The 20527-nt window shown below is 61.8% G+C and carries 20 protein-coding genes and 1 pseudogene; 9 read left to right on the top strand and 12 right to left on the bottom strand.

Translation table 11 applies throughout. The annotated features are described in order from the left end of the window. A pseudogene (locus tag ACTHLA_RS04180) lies at positions 1-459 on the top strand (MBL fold metallo-hydrolase); the annotation flags it as partial. A gap of 4 nt (positions 460-463) precedes the next feature. Here the strand turns inward: ACTHLA_RS04180 and ACTHLA_RS04175 are convergent. Both ACTHLA_RS04175 and ACTHLA_RS04170 read right to left on the bottom strand, forming a co-directional pair. Further along, entirely contained in the window at positions 464-1372 is a 909-nt protein-coding gene (locus ACTHLA_RS04175) for a DUF1003 domain-containing protein (protein WP_440185777.1), read from the bottom strand. A gap of 59 nt (positions 1373-1431) precedes the next feature. Continuing rightward, entirely contained in the window at positions 1432-1860 is a 429-nt protein-coding gene (locus ACTHLA_RS04170; RefSeq protein ID WP_440185775.1) for an organic hydroperoxide resistance protein, read from the bottom strand. An 85-nt stretch (positions 1861-1945) separates the two neighbouring features. Between ACTHLA_RS04170 and ACTHLA_RS04165 the strand changes: the two genes are divergently transcribed. Beyond that, entirely contained in the window at positions 1946-2389 is a 444-nt protein-coding gene (locus tag ACTHLA_RS04165) for a MarR family winged helix-turn-helix transcriptional regulator (protein ID WP_440185773.1), read from the top strand. A 60-nt stretch (positions 2390-2449) separates the two neighbouring features. On the opposite strand, the gene ACTHLA_RS04160 is transcribed toward ACTHLA_RS04165, so the two are convergent. The 4 genes from ACTHLA_RS04160 to ung all read right to left on the bottom strand — a co-directional run bounded on the left by ACTHLA_RS04160 (position 2450) and on the right by ung (position 5821). Beyond that, positions 2450-3604 (bottom strand): glycoside hydrolase family 5 protein, encoded by a 1155-nt coding sequence (locus tag ACTHLA_RS04160; protein WP_440185771.1) that lies wholly within the window; start codon positions 3602-3604, stop codon positions 2450-2452. A 13-nt stretch (positions 3605-3617) separates the two neighbouring features. Continuing rightward, positions 3618-4202, bottom strand: coding sequence for a DUF3617 domain-containing protein (locus ACTHLA_RS04155; protein ID WP_440185769.1), 585 nt, complete (start codon positions 4200-4202; stop codon positions 3618-3620). Between the two features lie 168 nt (positions 4203-4370). Next, entirely contained in the window at positions 4371-5030 is a 660-nt protein-coding gene (locus ACTHLA_RS04150; RefSeq protein WP_440185767.1) for a DUF3617 domain-containing protein, read from the bottom strand. Between the two features lie 74 nt (positions 5031-5104). Then, positions 5105-5821: a uracil-DNA glycosylase gene (gene ung, locus ACTHLA_RS04145; RefSeq protein ID WP_440185765.1), complete on the bottom strand. Its 717-nt coding sequence runs from the start codon at positions 5819-5821 to the stop codon at positions 5105-5107. 136 nt (positions 5822-5957) lie between these two features. On the opposite strand from ung, the gene ACTHLA_RS04140 reads away from it, so the two are divergent. Continuing rightward, on the top strand, positions 5958-7493 hold the full coding sequence (locus tag ACTHLA_RS04140) for a S10 family peptidase (RefSeq protein ID WP_440185763.1): 1536 nt from the start codon (positions 5958-5960) through the stop codon (positions 7491-7493). Between the two features lie 27 nt (positions 7494-7520). On the opposite strand, the gene ACTHLA_RS04135 is transcribed toward ACTHLA_RS04140, so the two are convergent. Then, a complete protein-coding gene (locus tag ACTHLA_RS04135) occupies positions 7521-7931 on the bottom strand; it encodes a hypothetical protein (RefSeq protein WP_440185761.1) in 411 nt (136 codons plus the stop codon). Positions 7932-8296: 365 nt separating this feature from the next. Between ACTHLA_RS04135 and ACTHLA_RS04130 the strand changes: the two genes are divergently transcribed. Beyond that, positions 8297-10213 (top strand): CocE/NonD family hydrolase, encoded by a 1917-nt coding sequence (locus tag ACTHLA_RS04130; RefSeq protein WP_440185759.1) that lies wholly within the window; start codon positions 8297-8299, stop codon positions 10211-10213. Here ACTHLA_RS04130 and ACTHLA_RS04125 read toward each other — a convergent pair. The 3 genes from ACTHLA_RS04125 to ACTHLA_RS04115 form a co-directional block, all read right to left on the bottom strand. Next, positions 10210-10848 carry a glutathione S-transferase family protein gene (locus ACTHLA_RS04125; RefSeq protein ID WP_440185757.1) on the bottom strand — a complete coding sequence of 213 codons (639 nt, stop codon included), beginning with the start codon at positions 10846-10848 and terminating at the stop codon, positions 10210-10212. The two genes, ACTHLA_RS04130 and ACTHLA_RS04125, sit on opposite strands and share 4 nt — an antisense overlap. 8 nt (positions 10849-10856) lie before the next feature. Then, a complete protein-coding gene (locus ACTHLA_RS04120) occupies positions 10857-11594 on the bottom strand; it encodes a helix-turn-helix transcriptional regulator (RefSeq protein ID WP_440185755.1) in 738 nt (245 codons plus the stop codon). A 119-nt stretch (positions 11595-11713) separates the two neighbouring features. Continuing rightward, a complete protein-coding gene (locus ACTHLA_RS04115; RefSeq protein WP_440185753.1) occupies positions 11714-12544 on the bottom strand; it encodes a GIY-YIG nuclease family protein in 831 nt (276 codons plus the stop codon). A 110-nt stretch (positions 12545-12654) separates the two neighbouring features. On the opposite strand from ACTHLA_RS04115, the gene ACTHLA_RS04110 reads away from it, so the two are divergent. The 5 genes from ACTHLA_RS04110 to ACTHLA_RS04090 all read left to right on the top strand — a co-directional run bounded on the left by ACTHLA_RS04110 (position 12655) and on the right by ACTHLA_RS04090 (position 17908). Next, positions 12655-13272 (top strand): TetR family transcriptional regulator C-terminal domain-containing protein, encoded by a 618-nt coding sequence (locus tag ACTHLA_RS04110; protein WP_440185751.1) that lies wholly within the window; start codon positions 12655-12657, stop codon positions 13270-13272. Then, positions 13257-13979, top strand: a complete 723-nt coding sequence (locus ACTHLA_RS04105; RefSeq protein WP_440185749.1) for a DUF899 domain-containing protein — start codon at positions 13257-13259, stop codon at positions 13977-13979. Before ACTHLA_RS04110 ends, ACTHLA_RS04105 begins: the two co-directional genes overlap by 16 nt. A 109-nt stretch (positions 13980-14088) precedes the next feature. Then, a complete protein-coding gene (prpB, locus tag ACTHLA_RS04100; RefSeq protein ID WP_440185747.1) occupies positions 14089-14976 on the top strand; it encodes a methylisocitrate lyase in 888 nt (295 codons plus the stop codon). Between the two features lie 161 nt (positions 14977-15137). Then, positions 15138-16292: a bifunctional 2-methylcitrate synthase/citrate synthase gene (prpC, locus tag ACTHLA_RS04095; RefSeq protein WP_440185745.1), complete on the top strand. Its 1155-nt coding sequence runs from the start codon at positions 15138-15140 to the stop codon at positions 16290-16292. Positions 16293-16456: 164 nt separating this feature from the next. Then, positions 16457-17908, top strand: coding sequence for a bifunctional 2-methylcitrate dehydratase/aconitate hydratase (locus ACTHLA_RS04090; RefSeq protein ID WP_440185743.1), 1452 nt, complete (start codon positions 16457-16459; stop codon positions 17906-17908). Positions 17909-17947: 39 nt separating this feature from the next. Here the strand turns inward: ACTHLA_RS04090 and ACTHLA_RS04085 are convergent, their stop codons facing one another. Further along, the gene (locus tag ACTHLA_RS04085; protein ID WP_440185741.1) at positions 17948-18979 is read right to left on the bottom strand and encodes an enoyl-CoA hydratase/isomerase family protein; all 1032 of its coding nucleotides are present in this window, start codon (positions 18977-18979) and stop codon (positions 17948-17950) included. Position 18980: 1 nt separating this feature from the next. After that, a complete protein-coding gene (locus ACTHLA_RS04080) occupies positions 18981-20477 on the bottom strand; it encodes a CoA-acylating methylmalonate-semialdehyde dehydrogenase (RefSeq protein WP_440185739.1) in 1497 nt (498 codons plus the stop codon). Positions 20478-20527: the final 50 nt, after the last annotated feature.

The raw sequence follows: 20527 nt of genomic DNA, 5'->3' as shown, positions 1-20527 counted from the left end.
ATGACCAAAGACGGCAAGCCCGCCTTCCCCAACGCCAAGGTGCGCATGTCCGAGGCCGAATGGGCGTCGGTCAAGGCGCAGCCCAGCCTCGCTCAATTCGTCAGCGTGATCGGCCCGCAAGTCGAGGCCTTCACGCCCGGCGGCGAAATCGCGCCGGGGATCAGGACCATCGCCCTGCCCGGCCACACGCCCGGCCATACGATGTATGAGATCGCGTCCGGCGACGCCAAGCTGATCGATATCGGCGACACCGCCCATTCCAGCATCCTGTCGCTGGAAAAACCCGACTGGAAGATTCAGTTCGACGGCGATCAGGTCGAGGGCGCGCAACAACGCCGCGCCGAACTGACGAAGCTGGCGGCCAGCGGCGAACAGGTGTTCGCGCCGCACTTCCCCTTCCCCGGCGTGGGTAAGATTGCCGCGGACGGCGACGGCTTCAAATGGCTTCCGGCGCAGTAAAGGGTTAAGCCTCATCCGGTGGCGTGGGCTCCTCAACCTGCGCCGCCGTCTTCGCGGCGGGCTTTTTGCGCGCCTTGCGCTTGATCACCTTGCGCACCTTGACCACCTTGCCGGGCGTCTTGGCCTGCTCCAGCATCATCTCGATCTGGATCTGCTGGATTTCGGTCAGACGCTCCCACTGGCGATTGAGCAGGTGGTCCACCTTTTCGTGCAGGTGGCGGATTTCCAGTTCCGCCTTGAGATTGACCTTGTAATCGTTGAGCGCGCGCAGGCGGTCCTTCTCTTCCTGACGGCGCTGGCTCATCATGATGACCGGCGCCTGCAGGGCGGCGATCGTCGAAAGGATCAGATTAAGCAGGATAAAGGGATACGGATCGAACGCCCCTTTCAAACCCAGCCAGATATTGACGCCCATCCACACGGCCAGGAAAAAGCAGAAGGACAGGATGAAGGTCCAACTGCCGCCGAAGGTGGCGACGATGTCCGCCACCCGGTCGCCGAAACTGCGGTGGTCCTCGTAATCCTCTTCGATGTTCTCGGTCAGGGTGTCGTGCGTTTTCAGGCTTTCGACCACCTCGGTTTCGAGGTTGGACAACTCGCCGCGCTCCTCACTGAGCAGGCCCGCAATATAGCGTCCGCGATAATCATCGAGCAGCTTGCGGCTGATATAGTCGTCGCCATTGATATCCGGGTGATGTGCGCGGATATAATCGACCAGCGCTGGACGCAGATCGTCGAGCCGTACCGCATCCTTTTTCTTCAGTGACTGGCCGGTAATGGCGTCCACGGGCCGCGCCGCCTTGGTCTTGGCCAGGGCCAGATTGTCGCCAATCGCCTCCAGATGCGCCGAATCCAGTTCGTCCGTGAACGGATCGGCGCATTGGGCGATGTCAGCTTGCAGGTCGTCCGTCATAGGGCCTCCACGTATTTAGTGCGACTTATGACGAACTAAAGACAGGATTATGACAAGCGCTAAACGCGCACCAGTTCCACATCGATATTGCCACGCGTCGCGTTGGAATAGGGGCAGACCTTGTGCGCCTCTTCGATCAGGCGATCCGCCGCCTCGGCCTCAACGCCCGGCAGGGAGATTTCCAGCTTCACATTGATGCCGAAACCGGCCGGAATGGCGCCGATGCCGACGCTGGACCGGATCGAAGCGTCGGCAGGCACCTTCACCTTGTCGCGTCCGCCGACGAATTTCAGCGCGCCGATAAAGCAGGCGGCGTAGCCCATGGCGAACAATTGCTCCGGGTTCGTTCCTTCGCCGCCTGCGCCACCCAGTTCCTTGGGAGTCGAAAGGGTCAGCGACACGCGCTTGTCGTCGGTGTGGGCCGTTCCCTCGCGGCCGCCGGTGGCGACGGCGTGAGCGGTGTAGATTGGGGTGATGGATTGGGTCATGTGAGCCTCCTTGACCATGTTAATTGCCAACAATTATATTGCACACAATTTGATGTCAACTAAATTGTGCGCTATATAATTATTTATGTCCGATCCCTATCCCCCCGAACTGAAGCTGGACAACCAGCTCTGCTTCGCTGTCTATTCGGCGGCGCATGCCTTCGCGCAGGCCTATAAGCCGCATCTGGAGCCGCTGGGCCTGACCTATCCGCAATATCTGGTCATGCTGCTGTTGTGGGAGCGCGACGGACGTTCGGTCAATGAACTGGGCGCGCCGCTGCGCCTCGATTCCGGCACCTTGACGCCGCTGTTGAAGCGTATGGAGAAGGCCGGTTTTCTGACCCGCCAGCGCGATCAGAAAGACGAGCGCGTAACGCGCATCCATCTGACCGCGCACGGCGCATCTTTACGCGAAATCGCGCGCGCCATTCCGGCGGCCATGCTGTGCGCATCGGGCCTCGATGTGGCGGGCCTGTCCGATCTACGCGACCGCATCGCCGAAGTCGGCGACGCGCTGCGTGACGCTTAGAGCGCTTGTTTTGTCACTCTTGGTTATCCAAAAAGTGGACCTGCTTTTTGGTGAAACGCTTTAATTCCCGGTAAGCTGCTTCACCAGCGCCGGATTGGCCCAGTCGCTCCCGTCCGGCTTGAGCAGGCCATAGCCTTCCAGCGCCCCGGCCTTGCGGTTATAGCCCGCCATCTGCACGCCGTTGAGCGGCCAGTAGGCCCAGTCGATGCGCGACGACCGGGCGTATTGCGCAAACGCCGTGACAAAGGCCGCACGGTCAGGCGCGCACGGCCCCTGCACACAGCCGCCCCATTCGGAGATCAGCACCGGCGCCGTATAGGGATGGCCGCCCTCGCGCACAAAGCCCCAGCGCTGCCACGCGCCGATCTCGAACGCCAGCGGGTCGGCCAGTTCGTCGGGGCTGCGGTCCCAGGCGTAGTCATGCGCGGCATAGACCAGCCGATTCGGCAGGCTCAGGCTCAAAGGATGCCGACGCACCGGCGATAAATCGGTCTGGTAGGCGGGCGTCCCGACCACGATCAGCAGGTCGGGATTGACCGCCAGCACCGCGTCGGCGCCGCGCCGCGCCGCCAGCCGCCAGTCCGTGGCGGCGTCGTCCGTTCCCCAGCTCGGCGTCGTCCCCATGCTGGCGTCAGGCCGTATCTCGTTGCGCAGCTCGGCGGCGATGACGCGCGGATTGTCGCGATACCGTCCGGCCATGGTCTTCCAGTCGGCCAGCCACGCGCTTTCCGGATAGAGCGGCGTGTACCACAAGCCGTCGCCATGCGCCGCGTCGCAGCACCAGTCGCCGCGACTGCGGTGATTGTCGAGTATGACCATCAGCCCCTGATCGGTCAGCGCCCGCACCACGGCATCGTACACAGCCAGCGCATGCAGCCCCTTCAGCGCCGGATTGGCGGCCACCAGCCCCGGATCGACCACCGGATTGCGCTCGACCATCTCATTGCACCACGGCAGTCGCACGGCATTGAAGCCGCCGCTTCTGATCAGGGCGGCGATATGGCCGAGCGGCTGCCGGTCCAATCCGCCGGGAACCAAGGCCGCCGATTCCGCGCCGAACCAGTTGACGGCGCGCAGCCGCACGCGCCTGTCCTTTGCGTCCATAATCACCGCCAGACCATCGGCGTTCAGACCCGTATGCAGCGGAAACGCCACCTGCGCCGCCGCCGGAAAGGCGGCGAACAGGGCCAGCAACACCAGAACCATCCCCCTCATACAGTCTCCCGCCTCAGTTCGCGCCCGCGCTCTGCGCCTTGCCCATCATGGCGTACATATTCATCTTCACGCCGCCGGGCATCATCATGTCGCCCGCCTTCATCGTCGCCGGGCAGGCGCCTTGCCACGTCCCCTCGGTTTCGACCGTCATATCGCCATGATCGGTGTGGCTGGTGACGGTCTGATGATAGGCCGTATCGCTGACGCGCTCCATATGGATATGGCTGGCGAAAGAGCGTCCGTTCGTCGTGCAGGTCGCGTCAATATCCACCATGCCAGGGCTCTGGCGGATCTGCGTGTTCTTGCAATCCTGCTTGCCGCCGGGACTTAAGGTCGCCATCTGCGCCATGCGTCCGGCCAGGGCCTCGTCGATACAGATCTGCGTCGTCACGCCATTAGGCAGTTGCGCCATCTTCGTGGTCAGGCGCCACAGGCCCGGCTTCTGCGCCATCGGATTGCCATTTGCCGCCATCGTCGCAGGCGAAGACGAGGCCTTGGCCGCGACTGAGGTTTCGGATGGGCCGGATTGGGGTTTGGAGCAGGCCGTCAGTGACGCGACGACCATAAGGCTACACAGACTGGGCGCCAGAGTGTTCATGGGCGTATCTCCGTGTGTGAGGCCCGCAGCCTACACCATCGCGCATCGCGCGTGAACCACGCCTTTTGCGCCAGAGCGTTTCCCCAAAAAGTGCTTCCACTTTCTGGACAAGGAAGAGCGATACAACAATGATTTAGAGCGCTGATCTGATCTCATCAGATCAGCGCTCTAGCGAAATTTGGCCAGCAGTTTCGAGACGTTGGAATGCACGCCGTCGCGGTTGATAAAGTCGCCGCTGGTCATACCGTCGGGGCAAGGCCCCTTCCAGCTTGCGTCGGTGACGGTGATCTGGTCGCCATGACCGGCGAAGGCGGGCGCATAGCGCGTCTCGACGGTCTGGTGATAGACGGTGTGACCGATGACGTCAGCATGGATATGGCTGGTCAGGGTCGTGTCATTGACCATGCAGACCGTATCGGCCTCCAAACTCCCATCGCCCTTGGCGACCCCGCGCCGCGTGCAGGTCAGGCGCGACATTTCCGGCTTGCCCAGCAGATCCTGCCCGATCATGGCCAGTCTCTGCCCCTGATCCGCGTCGATGCAGATTTTCGCCTTCCAGGTCGCCTCCATCTGCGGCAGGCTCTGTGTCAGCACCCAAAGGCCAGGCTTCTGACCCAGCGGGCCAATGGCTTTTGCTTCAGAGACGGCGGACGCTTGCGTTGACGATGACGCCGCGCCGGACGTCGCGTCGCCGATATCTGACGCCTCGGCGACGGAGGCGGCGCCTTGCGTTCCGCTCGCCGGTTCAGCAGGCGGCGCCGGATGGCGCTGACACGCCGCCAGCGCCAGCAAAAGTCCCAGAACGATCAGACGCTTCGGCGCCGTCATCTTCACCTCATTCTCTCGCCGCCAGCCGTAGAGGCAGCATAGTAACGCAGAAATAAGGAGGAAATGCGAAAGGATCAGCCCTCCGCCTCCACTTTCGAGCTGTCCTGCGCCGCGTCCGGCAAGCGCCAGTCGATCGGCGCATAGCCTTTGGAAACGAGGAAATCATTGGCGCGCGAAAACGGCTTTGTGCCGAAAAAGCCATTATGCGCCGAGAGCGGCGACGGGTGCGGGCTTTTGATCACCATATGCCGCCTCGTATCGACGAAGGCCGCCTTTTTCTGCGCATAGGCGCCCCACAGGATGAAGACCACCGGCTGCGGCAGGTCGTTGACCGCGCGGATCACCGCATCGGTGAACAGCTCCCAGCCCTTACCCTGATGCGATGCGGCCATGCCCATCTGCACCGTCAGCACCGCATTGAGCAGCAGCACGCCTTGCTCAGCCCACGGTTCAAGGAAGCCGTGTCGCGCGGGCGCTATGCCCAGATCGCCTTGCAGCTCCTTATAGATGTTGACCAGCGAGGGCGGAACGCGCACGCCGGGCCTGACCGAAAAGGACAGACCGTGCGCCTGCCCCTCGCCGTGATAGGGATCCTGCCCCAGAATCACCACCCGCACCTTATCGGGCGGCGTCAGGTCCAGCGCGCGGAAATAGTCGGCGCCCTTGGGAAAGACGCGCTTACCGGCGTCCTTCTCGGCCTGCAGGAAGGCCCGGAGCTGCGCCATGTAGGGCTTGGCGAACTCGCCCTCCAGCAGCGCCTTCCAGCCATCGTCCAGTTTGATGCCGCTCATGACTCGCCTCCGATCTGAGAGCGCATCCCGGCGCAGACAGGGCGGCAAGTCAAGCCCTGCTCCAAATGTTATCTTGTAGCTTCCGCCGCCCTATGCCAACGTATGTTTTTGCAATTGAAACCATCTGAGGATCGCCTTGTCCCTGCGCCATCGTCTTTTGTCCAGCCTGGCCATTGGCCTTATCGCCGTCGCCGCCCTGCCCGCCCTCGCCCATGCCGACGACAAGCCCGCCGCAGACGCCGATAAAAGCGCAGACGACAGCAAGGACGCTTCGGATCTGCCGCCGCTGCCCGACGATAAGACGATCCGTCAGTCCGTCATGATCGACGGCAAGTCGATGGCCTATGACGCCACGGTGGGCAAGCTGCCCGTACGCGACGACAAGGGCAAGGTCATCGCCGAGATCGTTTTCACCGCCTATACCGCGCCTGGCGCGGACGCGGCGACCCGCCCCGTAACCTTCGCGTTCAACGGCGGCCCCGGCGCCTCGTCAGTCTATCTGAACATGGGCGCCATCGGCCCCAAGCGCGTCGCGTTTGGCGATCAGGGCGACGCGCCTTCCGATTTCAAGGTCAGCGACAACGCCGACACCTGGCTCGACATGACCGACCTGGTGTTTATCGATCCGGTCGGCACCGGTTTCTCGCGCTCCGAGGAAGACGCCGACAAGACCAAGAAGGACTTCTACGCCGCGGACGCCGACATCCAGTATCTGTCGCGCATCGTCTATGACTGGCTGGTCAAGAATGGTCGGCTCGCCTCGCCCAAATATGTGATTGGCGAGAGTTATGGCGGCTATCGCGCGCCGCGCATCGCGCTCAACCTGCAGACCCGCATGGGCGTCGGCGTCTCCGGCCTCGTCATGGTGTCGCCCTATCTCGACCCCGCCGCCATTGGCGATGACGACGCCCTGTCGCCCCTGCCATGGATGATCAACCTGCCGTCAATGGCCGCCGGCAATTTTGAGCGCAAGGGCGAGTTGACGCCGGAAAAAATGGCTGAGGTGGAGACCTATGACCGCACCCAGTTTGTCACCGATTTTCTGGCGGGCCGCTCCGATCCGGCTGCCGTCGCCCGTCTGGTGCAAAAGGTGACGGACTATACCGGGCTCGATCCGAAACTGGTCGCGCAGATGGAGGGTCGCATTGACGTCAGCACCTATCTGCGTGAAGCGCACCGCGACGAACACAAGATCGGCAGCGTGTACGACTCCAATGTCACGGCTTACGATCCTTTCCCAAGCTCGCCGCGCAACCAGTCCGGCGATCCGATCCTCAACGCCGCCATGGCGCCGACGACCAGCGCAATGGTCGATTTCATCACGCGCCAGGTCGGCTGGAAAACCGACGCCCATTACGAGGCCCTGTCCTACAAGGTCAATGAAAGCTGGGACTGGGATCACGGCATCAATGGCGACCGCCCGGTCAGCGACCTGCGCAAGGCGATCGCCAACGACCCGAAGATGGCCGTGATGATCGCGCACGGCTATAACGACCTGTCGTGCCCGTTCTTCACGTCACAACTGGTCATCAACCAGATGCCGGACTTCGGCGTCAGCAACCGCGTAAAGCTGTCGGTCTATCCGGGCGGACACATGTTCTACGCCCGTCCGGCCAGCGACGCCGCCTTCAAAGCCGACGCCAGGGCCATGTTCGCCCGCAAAGCGTCCTAACAGTCGCGAAGCGCTTTTCGGGAAACGCTAAAGATCGCAGGTTCCAAAAGCGTCGCCCTCGACCTTGGTCGTGGTGCGGCCCTGCGGCGTGTCGATCACCGACCGCCCCTCGAAGGTCTTGCCGCCGTGACTGAAACTCCATTGCCCCTGCCCCTTGGCCGCGTCGCAGGCGGCGGTCCAGCTCAGCGCGTCGTCGGTCAGGGTAAAGGCCTGCCCCTGACAGCGCGGTCCGGTCAGACGTTTGGACGGCTTGGCGAACTGTTTGGGGCCCATGCAGATATAGGTGGTGGCGTCATGCGTCTGACCGTCCGGCGTAGTGCGGTGAATTTGCACCTCATACTGCCGGTCGTCATTGCGCGCCTGCGCCGGGGCGCACAACAGGCCCAACAGAGCGCCCACGCCAACCGCCAGCCAGATCAGGGTCGTTTTTGTGATCATAATCGTCTCCCATGCTGAACATTCCTCAGCCATGTTAGACAATTCCGCAACGCAACGGCAACATGCGACCAGATATTTCCCGAACGCCATTATGGCTTTACGATGATCGTCTTAGATATGATCTATACTTAAATGCGAAATAAATATGCGCATTTGAATTTATTACATATAATTTGAATGCATTAAACTATAATAAAAAATTCAGATACACATGATCATCACAATTCAGCGTTAACACGATTGTGAAATCCGCATCTACGCCGCAAAACCAATGTCGGCAATTAGATTCAAGCGTAACCTTTGTATATTGTATCGCTGCGTCAAGCGTGTAGGATCGCGACTTCCGCTGTTCAGGAGCCCATCCCATGCCGGTTCGCGCCCTCTTCGTCTCCCTCCTCGCCCTGAGCCTGGCCGCCCCGGCCCTGGCCCAGACGTCCACGCCGCCAACCCCCATGACGCCGGACTACGTGGCGTCCTATGATCAGACCTTCCCCGACGCCGACTACACCAAGCGCGTGGAGATGATCCCGATGCGCGACGGCGTGAAGCTGTACACGGTGATCGTCGAAAAGAAGGGCGTGAAGAACGCGCCGATCCTGCTCAGCCGCACGCCTTACGACGCCAAGTCCTCGGCGGCGCGCAACAACAGCCCGAAGATCACCGAGATCCTGCCGGTGATGGACGCCGAATTTGTCGAGGACGGCTATATCCGCGTCTATCAGGATATTCGCGGCATGCACAATTCCGAGGGCGACTTCATCATGACGCGCCCGCTGATCGGCACGGGCGGTAATGACACGAAAATAGACGAATCGACCGACGCCTATGACACGATCGACTGGCTGGTGAAACACCTGCCGGAAAGCAACGGCAAGGTCGGCGTGGTCGGCTCCTCCTATCTCGGCTTCACCACCCTGATGGCCGAGGTCAATCCGCACCCCGCGCTCAAGGCCGTCGTGCCGCAAAGCCCGATGGTCGATACCTGGATCGGCGACGACGCCTTCCATAACGGCGCCTATCGCCAGTCTCAGGCCGATTACGCGCTGGAGCAGGGCTATAAGAAGGGCGACGGCGGCGGCCCGGCCTATCCACCCGGCGATCAGTACGACATGTATCTCAAGGACGGATCGGCCGGCGATCACATCCGCAAATGGGGCCTCGATAAGTCGCCCTTCACGCAACTGATGTTGCAGCACCCGGCCTATGACAAGACCTGGTCGGACGTGGCGGTCGATAAGTGGCTGGCGGCGCGTCCGCTCACCGTGCCGACCATGCTGGTGGTCGGTCAGTGGGATCAGGAGGATTCCTACGGCGCGCCCGCCGTCTATCGCGCGCTGGAGCCGAAGGATAAGAACAACGACATGGTGTCGCTGGTCATCGGCCCATGGCGGCATTCGGGCGTCAACCATTACGGCTATTCTCTGGGCGACCTGACCTTCACCGGCGACACGGCCAAAGAGTTCCGCGTCAAATATATGAAGCCGTTTTTCGATCACTACCTGAAGGGCGCCCCCGATCCGCACACACCGCCGGTCCTGACCTATGCGACGGGCGAGAACCATTGGGACGAATCGCCGAAATGGCCGATGGGCACGATGACGCCGCTCTATCTGGGCGATCATTTCTCCGCCGGGTTCGACGCCCCGGCGGCGGCGGGCCATGACGACTACCTGTCCGATCCGGCAAAGCCCGTGCCGTTTGTGCCGCGCCCGGTCGATCTTAACAACTATCCGCAATGGACGACCTGGCTTGTGCATGATCAGCGCTTCGTCGATGGCCGCCCGGACGTGCTGACCTATGAGACAAGCGCGCTCGACGGTCCTGTCCACATCATGGGCGCGCCCCTGGTCGATCTGTTCGCCGCCACCACCGGCACGGACAGCGACTGGGTGGTCAAGCTGATCGACGTCTATCCGGCGACCACGCCCGAACACGATCCGGGCCAGACCGAAAAGACCACGGCGGGCGAGGAAATCCCCATCGGCATTGAGATTTTTCGCGGCCGCTATGTCCACGGCTTCGCCACGCCCGGCCCGCTGACCCCCGGTCAGGTGACGGAGTACAAATGGTCGCTGCCCAATGTCGATCACGTCTTCCTGCCCGGCCACAGGATCATGATCCAGGTGCAGTCGAGCCTCTTCCCGCTCTATGACCGCAATCCGCAGACCTATGTCGATAATATCTTCAACGCCAAGCCGGGCGACTATCAGAAGGCGACGGAAAGCGTCTTTTACGGCGGCGACGCCAAGAGCGCGGTCCTCCTGCCGATCGTGAAAAACTAAGGCGCGTTCACTTTCAGTTGCGCCGCAAAGGCCCGCTGATAGGCAGGCCTTTGTTCTGCCCGCGCGACATAGGCGGCCAGCACGGGAAATTCGTTCAAAAAGCCGGATGGCTTCAACCGCAACAGCACCGAGGCCATCATCAGGTCGCCCGCGCTGAAGTCGCCGTCCAGCCAGTCCATTGCGCTTAACCGCTCGGACAAGGGCCTTAGCCGCCCGCGCACACGTTCCATAAGCATTGGCGTGCGCGCCTCGGCCCACGGCGTGTCCGCCTCGAACAACCGCGCCATCGAAAATTCCAGAATCGGCGGCTCTACCGTGTTCAACGCCGCGAACATCCACATGATCGCCCGTGACCGCGCCCTATCGTCCGGCGGCAGCAGGCCCGCGTGTTGTTCGGCGATGCGCAGCACAATGGCCCCGCTCTCGAACAGGGTCAGATCGCCTTCCTCATAGGTCGGAATCTGCCCGAATGGATTGCGCGCCAGATGCGCCTCGGCCTTCAGCGCAGCGAAGGATTCAAGCCGCACCTCATAGGGCAGGCCGACCTCCTCCAACGCCCAGCGCACGCGGGTGTCGCGCGCCAGTCCCTTGCCGCCGTCGGGCGAACGTTCAAAAGCGGTGATGGTGATGGTCATATTACCCCCTACTGCACCGTCGCCATCTCATCAGGACGCGGATAGTCCGCCTCATAGCGCGCATTTTCCTCCTCGCGCTCGATCTTCCACGCCTTCATCAGCGCCGTGCGCCGCTTCGGATAGCGCCCGGCGATCGGCTCCCACGCCACGATGCGGTCGGCGCGCAGGTGACGAAACGCCTGACGCAGTTCGCACCACACCACCACGATGCGCACATGCTCGAAAAAGCCGAGCGCAATCGGCCAGACCACGCGCTCGGTGGCCTGCTCTTTGAGGTCGACATAGCGCACCGTCACGCGGCATTCAGAACGGATCGACTGACGCACATCACCCAGATCGACCTGAGCGCGCGGCGCCGACCAGCTTGGGACTACCATCAGCCCGGTCGAGTCGAGTTCATCGGCCAGGTCTTTGGGCAGGACGGCGACAATCTTGGTCAGGGCGTTCTGCGCCGCCGCGCCAAGGCGCGCATCGCCCCGGTCCGACACCCAGCGCGCGCCCAGCACCAGCGCCTCAAGCTCCTCCGGCGACAGCATGAGCGGCGGCAGCATATAGCCGGGTCGCAACACATAGCCGACCCCCGGCTCGCCCTCGATATGCGCGCCCTGCGCCTGCAAGGCGGCGATGTCGCGATAAAGGGTGCGTAAAGATATTTCCAGCTCGCGCGCCAGCTCGGCCCCCGCCACCGGATAGCGATGACGGCGCAAAAGCTGCAACAGATCGAGCAAACGCGTGGCGCGCGACATGATGTGTCCTCCCCGTGAACGGTGGCAACATGCCGATATCTTAATGCCAGTTTCTGTCAGCAGAAAAATATTTCTGATTATGCGCCGAGATTATTCGGTATCACGACCGCAAGTCGGGCTCAGTTGTGGTTGTAACCGTACGGTGCGTGGGTCATTAAAACCTTTTTCCAAAAGTTCTCGCGGGTAATTACCTCCTTTTCGCTTGCATAAAGACTGACAACTTCCAAAATCGTCAAACGCCAATTAAGCGCTACTTCAACCCCAATGTCTTCCATCCGTCCAATCAACCCAAGATTCGTTCCATGTAAGGTCTTGGCATACGTTGCAAAGCGTCCCCAAAATCCTTCTATCCCGTCTGCCTTTCCAATATAAGCCTTACCCGTCTCAGGTTCAGTAATCAGATAGACTCCTTTTACAGATGAAAGCGCCGCCCGCCAATCCGGGAGTGACCGGTTAAAAATTACCTGCAAATCCAAAAGCGAGATATCCACATCTCGAAATCCTTTGAAATCAGATATCGACGGCGCTTCACTGAGTATCTCGGAGACGACAAGCTTATCCTTATGATTTTCAGCGTAGGGATAGCTTTGTCGTTGCCGATAGTCGTATTCGACGACAATCCGGCCAGAAGGAGCCTTAGCGGCGTCTAGTTTTGTGAGAGGGTATTTAAATTCTGTCCCTCTTGCACCAGGGACAGACTCGGGCTGGCCATCAACCGAATAGATACCTGCAAATAACCATTTCGCCCCCGGCATAATAACGAGAGCCGCCACAAAAGGGCGTGTGAAGTTCCGCTTCCTCTGCAAACTTTGCCACTCATCAAATTCACCACGCTTGAAAACTTCCAAAGGGTGCTCGCCATTATCATTTGGTCGAGCCAAATGCAGCTTGCATTTCTCAGGCGCAAATTGGTGAGAAGACAATTGAAGAAGATCAAAAAGAGTCAGCATATTAGAAAATTTCCTCCGAGAGCGCTTCTTTATGAATCTCTAAACGATACGCAAACATGAACCTGAATAGTTACTTGACACAAGAATAACATCGTTACATACCAACCGGTATGAAGCACGAAACCCTCTCCCGCGATCCTGTCCGCACGCGCGACCACCTGGTCGCCGCCGCCTTTGCCGAAATGTACCGTTGCGGTTACCGCGGCGCGGACCTGAACAGCATTCTCGGTCATGCCGGCGTCACCAAGGGCGCGCTCTATCATCATTTCGGCAGCAAGGACGGGCTCGGCCACGCCGTGATCGAGCAGGTGATCACGAAAATCACCACCGACAAATGGCTGGCCCCGCTCGACGATGTCGATGATCCCATCGACGCGCTTCAAGCCATTGTCGCCGAGACGCGGCTCGACCCGGAGGCGGTCAGCGGCGGCTGCCCGCTCAACAATCTGGCGCAGGAAATGTCCCCACTCGATGAGGGGTTTCGTCTGCGGCTGGCGCAGATCTTCGCCGACTGGATCGGCGGCGTCACCGATGCGCTGCGACTGGGCCAGATTAATGGCAAGGTGCGCCGCGACCTCGATGCGCGCGATACGGCCACCTTCTTCATTGCGACCTATGAAGGCTATATCTCGCTGGCCAAGACCGCCCAGAGCGCCGATCTTCTCGCCTCGGGCGTGCGCCAGCTTCACCTGTGGCTGGAAGGATTGAGAACATGCCAGAAACCCTGAACCCGATCGTTTCTCCCGCAGACTGGCTGGAGGCTCGCAAGGCTTTGCTGGCGCAGGAAAAGGCCCTGACCCGCAAGTTCGACGCCTTGCGGGCTAAGCGGCTGAAACTGCCATGGGTGAAAGTCGATAAGCTCTATATCTTCGAGACGTCGGGCGGTCCCAGGACGCTCGCCGACCTGTTCGCAGGCCGCAGTCAGCTTCTGGTGCAGCATTTCATGTTCGCGCCCGACTGGGAGGAAGGCTGCGTCGGCTGCTCGCTCGGCGGCGATCATATCAACGGCATATTGCCGCATCTGGAAAACCATGACGTCAAGTTCACCGCCGTATCGCGCGCGCCGCTAGCGAAGCTGACGGCGTTCAAACAGCGCATGGGCTGGCGCTTCGACTGGGCATCCAGCGGCGATACGGATTTCAACTATGATTATGGCGTCGCCTTTCGTGACGGCGCTCAGCTCTATAATTACCGCGAAGAAAAGGACCTGCCCGCAGACCTGCCGGGCCTCAGCGCCTTCTACAAGGACGAGGACGACGCGATCTACCACACCTATTCCTGCTATGCGCGCGGGACGGAGCTGGCGGGCGGCGTGTTCGGCCTGCTCGACATCAGCCCGAAGGGGCGCAACGAGACGGGCGGCATGACCGACTGGCTGCGCCACCATGACCGTTATGACGCCGCGGCGACGGCTTGCGGCTGCGGCAAGACCTGAGTCCTCAAGGCAGCGTGATTTGACCCTGATCTTGACGCGGGCGTAAATAACGACGCTTGACAGATATTGTTGCAAATGACACCATTTGCGCAAAACAAGACAGGGACAGATGATGACGCCAGACTCGCCGGGCGCGCGCTTTCGCGCCGCGCTCCAAGCCGAATCCCCGCTTCAGGTCATTGGCGCCATCAACGCCAACCACGCCCTGCTGGCCCACCGCGCCGGGTATCGCGCCATCTATCTGAGTGGAGGCGGCGTGGCGGCGGGATCGCTCGGCATGCCCGATCTTGGCATTATCAATCTCGACGACGTGCTGACCGATGTGCGCCGCATCACCGATGTCTGCGACCTGCCGCTGTTAGTCGATATCGACACCGGCTTCGGCCCCAGCGCCTTCAACATCGCGCGCACGGTTAAAAGCCTGAACAAGTTCGGCGCTGCCGCCTGCCATATCGAGGATCAGGCGGGCGCGAAACGCTGCGGCCACCGTCCGGGCAAGGAGATCGTTCCGACTGAGGAGATGGTGGACCGGGTGAAAGCCGCCGCCGACGCGAAAACCGACCCCGACTTCTTCCTGATCGCCCGCACCGACGCGATCGCGAACTACGGCGTCGATGCGGCCATCGAACGCGCCATCAAATGCGTCGAGGCGGGCGCGGACGGCATCTTCGCCGAAGCCGCCTATGACCTTGACACCTATAAGAAGTTCACGGACGCGGTGAAGGTTCCGGTGCTGGCCAATATCACCGAATTCGGCAAGACGCCCTTGTTCACGCGTGAGGAACTGGCCTCGGCGGGCGTAGCGATCCAGCTCTACCCTTTGAGCGCCTTCCGCGCCATGAACAAGGCCGCCGAAGCCGTCTATGAGGCCATCCGCCGCGACGGCCACCAGAAGGCCGTTCTGGATGCCATGCAGACGCGCGAGGAGTTGTACGACCGCATCGGCTACCACGCCTTCGAGCAGCAGTTGGATAAGCTGTACGCCGACAAAAAGTAAGAGATTTGACCACGAAAGACACGAAAAGGCACGAAAGCAGATAAGGAGCGCCAAAGGCGCTCAGTAAACCCGTCAGTTCTGGAACGGACGTTTCCGCATCTCAGTCCCTTTCGTGCCCTTTCGTGTCTTTCGTGGTCAAAAATAAATACAGGGACGAACACATGGACACAATCGACACCCCCGCCTTCAGGCCGAAGAAATCCGTCGCGCTGTCCGGCCAGATTGCGGGCAATACCGCGCTGTGCACGGTCGGGCGCACCGGCAATGACCTGGCCTATCGCGGCTATGACATTCTCGACCTGGCCAGATCGTCGGAGTTCGAGGAGATCGCCTTCCTGCTCATTCACGGTCACCTGCCCAATCCGGCCGAGCTGAAGGCTTACAAGACCAAACTCAAGGCCTTACGCGGCCTGCCCGCCGCCGTGACTCAGGTGCTGGAGACCCTGCCCGCCTCGGCGCATCCGATGGACGTGATGCGCACCGGCGTGTCGGTGCTGGGCTGCGTCCTGCCGGAAAGGGACGACCACAATGTCCCCGGCGCACGCGACATCGCCGACAGGCTGCTGGCCTCTTTAGGCTCCATGCTGCTCTACTGGTATCATTTCAGCCATAATGGCCACCGCATCGAGGTCGAAAGCGACGATGACAGCATAGGTGGCCACTTCCTGCGCCTGCTGCACGGCAAGACGCCGCCCGCCTCCTGGGTGCGCGCCATGCACACCTCGCTGATCCTCTATGCCGAGCATGAGTTCAATGCCTCGACCTTCGCAGCACGCGTGATCGCCGGCACCGGATCGGACATCTATTCCTGCATCGCGGGCGGCATCGGCGCGCTGCGTGGCCCCAAGCACGGCGGCGCAAACGAGGTCGCGCATGAAATCCAGAAGCGCTATGACAGCCCGGACGAGGCCGAGGCCGACATCCGTCGCCGCGTCGAGGCCAAGGAGGTCATTATCGGCTTCGGCCACCCGGTCTATACCGTCTCCGATCCGCGCAACAAGGTGATCAAGGAGGTGGCGCGTGACTTGAGCCAGGAACAGGGCCAGCCGCGCATGTTCGATATCGCCGAGCGGCTGGAAAGCGTGATGTGGGACGCCAAGCGCATGTTCCCCAATCTCGACTGGTTCTCGGCTGTCTCCTACGACATGATGGGCGTGCCGACCGCCATGTTCACCCCCCTGTTCGTGATATCCCGCACCACCGGCTGGGCCGCGCACGTGCTGGAGCAGCGCGCCGACGGCAAGATCATCCGCCCCAACGCCCACTATACCGGCCCCGAAGACCGCCCGTTCGTGCCGCTGAACCAGAGGCCTTAAGAAGGTTTATCCACAGATCAGCCAGATAAGCACAGATGGCGCTCCGCGCCGACGCGCTGTGGTTATCGTCCTGCCCTCAAGGCCGAAACGCCATATAAATATCTGTGCTTATCTGGCTTATCTGTGGATCGCCTTCCTTAATCTTCCCTAAGGAAAATCACCCCATGTCCGCCCATATCCCCAACCACCGCCCCGAACCCGACGCCGTCCTGACCGACATCGCCGACTACGTGCTCGACTACCGCATCGATTCCAACCTGGCCTATGAGACGGCGCGCAACTGCCTGATCGACACGCTGGGCTGCGGGCTTGAGGCGCTCGACTATCCGGCCTGCACCAAGCTGATGGGGCCGATCATCCCCGGCACGATCGTGCCTAATGGCGCAAAAGTGCCCGGCACGCAGTTCCAGCTCGATCCAGTGCAGGCCGCCTTCAATATCGGCGCGATGATCCGCTGGCTTGACTTTAACGACACCTGGCTGGCGGCGGAATGGGGTCACCCGTCCGACAATCTCGGCGGCATCCTGGCCGTCGCCGATTGGATGAGCCGCACAGCCGTCGCGAACGGCAAGCCGCCGCTCCTCATGCGCGACGTGCTGACGGCCATGATCAAGGCGCACGAGATTCAGGGCTGCCTCGCGCTGGAAAACAGCTTCAACCGCGTCGGCCTCGATCATGTCGTTCTGGTCAAGGTCGCCACCACCGCCGTGGTCGCGCAGATGCTGGGCCTTTCCCGCGATGAGATCATCAACGCCGTATCGCTGGCCTGGGTGGACGGCCAGAGCCTTCGCACCTACCGCCATGCGCCCAATACCGGATCGCGCAAATCGTGGGCCGCAGGCGACGCCACCGCGCGCGGCGTGCGTCTGGCCCTGATGGCCGCCAAGGGCGAGATGGGCTATCCGAGCGTGCTGACCGCAAAAACCTGGGGCTTTTACGACGTGCTGTTCAAAGGCCAGCCGTTCAGGTTCCAACGCCCCTATGGCCATTATGTGATGGAGAACATCCTGTTCAAGATCAGCTTCCCGGCGGAGTTCCACTCGCAAACCGCCGTCGAAGCCGCCATGACGCTGCATGAGCGCCTGAAAGCGATGGGCAAGAGCGCCGACGATATCGCCGCCGTCACCATCCGCACCCACGAGGCCTGCATTCGCATCATCGACAAGCAGGGGCCGCTGAACAATCCCGCCGACCGCGACCATTGCATCCAGTACATGGTGGCCGCGCCGCTGATCTTCGGCCGCCTGACCGCCGCCGATTATGAGGACAATATCGCCGTCGACCCGCGCATCGATACTTTGCGCGGCGTGATCACCTGCGTCGAGGAACCGGCCTTCACCGCCGACTATCACGACCCGGACAAGCGCTCGATCGCCAACGCCATGACGGTGATCCTGAAAGACGGGACCAAGCTCGACGAGGTCGTGGTTGAATACCCGATCGGCCACAAACGCCGCCGCAAGGACGGCATCCCGCTGCTCGAAGCCAAATTCCGCACCAATCTCAACCGCCGCTTCCCGACCAGACAGCAGGACGTCATCCTCAAGGTCTCGCTCGACCAGCGTGCGCTCGAAGCCATGCCGGTGCATGAGTATGTCGATCTGTACGTGATCTGACTCCCCTCTCCCCTCCACGAGGGGAGAGGAAAATCGTAGCTATTCCTGCGCCAACTCGCGCTCCAGCGGCGCAAACACCCCGGCAATCATCTCCGGCGTAACCTCGCGCACCGAGGCAGGCGACCAGCGCGGCGCATGGTCCTTGTCCTCCAGAACGGCGCGCACGCCTTCGGAGAAATCGTGCGATCTGAGGATGCGGCAGGCGATGCGGTACTCCATGCGCATCACCTCGGTAAAGTCCGTCATCTCGCGACCGCGCCGCAACTGCTCCAGCGCCACGCACATCGACAGGGGCGAGCGCGTCGCCAGAATGTCGGCCTGCTGCGTCGCCCAGTCATCCTGTTCGGCGCGCAGAGCGTCGATAATCGCGGTGACGCTCATCTGATCGAAACAGCGATCCATGACCACAATATGCTCGCCATAGGTCGGCGCAGGCACATCCTGCGCGAAGCGCGGCAAAACCTGATCCGGCCCCTCGCCCGCCAGCAGCGCCGCCTTGATCGCGGGAATGTCCGCCGACGCCACCAGATGAGTCGCGATCCCCGCCGCCGCCACATCCGCGCCTTTCAGCCGCCCGCCGGTCAGGGCCAGCCACGTCCCCAACTGGCCGTTCAGGCGCGGCAGGAACCAGCCGCCGCCGACATCGGGGAACAGGCCGATGCCCGTCTCCGGCATGGCGAACAGGGTGTTTTCGGTCGCGATGCGGTGCGAGCCATGCACGGAAATGCCTGCGCCCCCGCCCATCGTCACCCCGTCCATAAAGGCGATATAGGGTTTGGGAAACGCCTTAATGCGCATATTCATGCCGTACTCGGTATGGAAGAACCGCTCGCCGTCCCGCCCATCGCCGCGCCCGCTCTGCGCAGCCGCCTTGATGTCGCCGCCCGCGCAAAAACCGCGCGTCCCCTCCGCATGCTCGATCATCACCAGCCGCACCAGAGGATCATCCGCCCACGCGATCAGCGCCGCGTCTATGCCTGCGCACATATCCTCTGTCAGGGCGTTCAGCGCCTTAGGCCGGTTCAGCGTGATCCGGCCTACGCCGTTTTCGATGCGGGTGAGAATGTCCATATTACCTCATTGTGGGGATGACAAACGCCTGATCGCCGATATCGCCTTCGGGCCAGCGTTGCGTCACCGTCTTGACCTTGGTGTAGAAGCGCACCCCGTCCTCGCCATACTGGTTGAGATCGCCGAAGGCCGAGCGCTTCCAGCCGCCGAAGGAGTGATAGGCCACCGGCACGGGGATCGGCACATTGATCCCGACCATGCCGACATTGACCTTGGCAGCGAAATCGCGCGCCGCCAGCCCGTTGCGCGTGAAGATGGCGACGCCATTGCCGTAAGCGTGCTGCGACGGCAGGGCGGCGGCCTCCTCAAGGCTCTGCGCCCGCACCACCTGCAAGACCGGGCCGAAGATTTCGTCCTGATAGGTCTTCATCCCCGGCGTAACGTGATCGAACAGGGACGGCCCGAGAAAATAGCCGCCTTCATGACCCTGAAGCGTCAGACCACGCCCGTCGATGACGAGTTCCGCCCCTTCATCGACGCCCATCTGAATGTAGCTTTCGATCTTCGCCTTGTGCGCCGCCGAAATCACCGGGCCATAATGCGCCTCGGCGTCGGTGGATATTCCGACCTTCAGCCCGGCGATAGCGTCCTTCATGCGCGCGACAAATTCATCCGCGGTCGCCTCGCCCACCGGCACGGCCACCGGCAGCGCCATGCAGCGCTCGCCCGCCGAACCGAAGGCCGCGCCGACAATATCCTTCACCACCTGATCCATATCGGCGTCGGGCAGGATGACGCCGTGGTTCTTGGCCCCGCCCATCGCCTGCACGCGCTTGCCGTATGCCGCACCCGTCGCATAGACATATTGAGCTATGTCGGATGAGCCGACAAAGGACACGGCGCGAATATCGGGATGCGTCAAAAGCGCATCGACCGCGACCTTATCGCCCTGCACCACCTGCAAGACGCCTTCGGGCAGGCCCGCCTCAATCATCAGTTCGGCCAGCCGCACCGGTACGGAGGGGTCTTTCTCAGAGGGCTTGAGGATAAAGGCGTTGCCGCAGGCGATGGCGATGGCGCTCATCCATAACGGAATCATGGCTGGGAAGTTGAACGGCGTAATGCCCGCCACAACGCCGAGCGGCTGGCGCATCGAAAAGACGTCGATGCCCGGCCCGGCCCCTTCGGTGTAGTCGCCCTTCATCAGGTGCGGAATGCCGCAGGCGAACTCCACCACCTCCAGCCCGCGCTGCACGTCGCCGCGCGAATCGGCGATCACCTTGCCGTGCTCGGACGACAGAAGCTGCGCCAGTTCGTCCATATGCGCTTCAAGCAGCGCCTTGAACGCGAACATGACCCGCGCCCGCCGCTGTGGGTTCATGGCGGCCCACCCGGCTTGCGCCTTTACCGCCCGGCGCACCGCGTCATCGACCTCGGCAGGGCTGGCCAGGGCCACGCGCGCCTGCACCTGCCCCGTATTCGGATCGTACACGTCGCTGAAACGGCCGGACGTTCCCGCCACAGCCTTGCCGTCGATAAAGTGATGAATGTCGCGCATGGTCAATTCCGGGATCTGAAGCGATGGAAGCCCCCCTCCCACCGCTTCGC

Origin of the sequence: Asticcacaulis sp. (assembly GCF_051956075.1) — a bacterium.
Taxonomy (GTDB): domain Bacteria; phylum Pseudomonadota; class Alphaproteobacteria; order Caulobacterales; family Caulobacteraceae; genus Asticcacaulis.
This window is presented reverse-complemented; position numbering and strand designations above follow the sequence as displayed.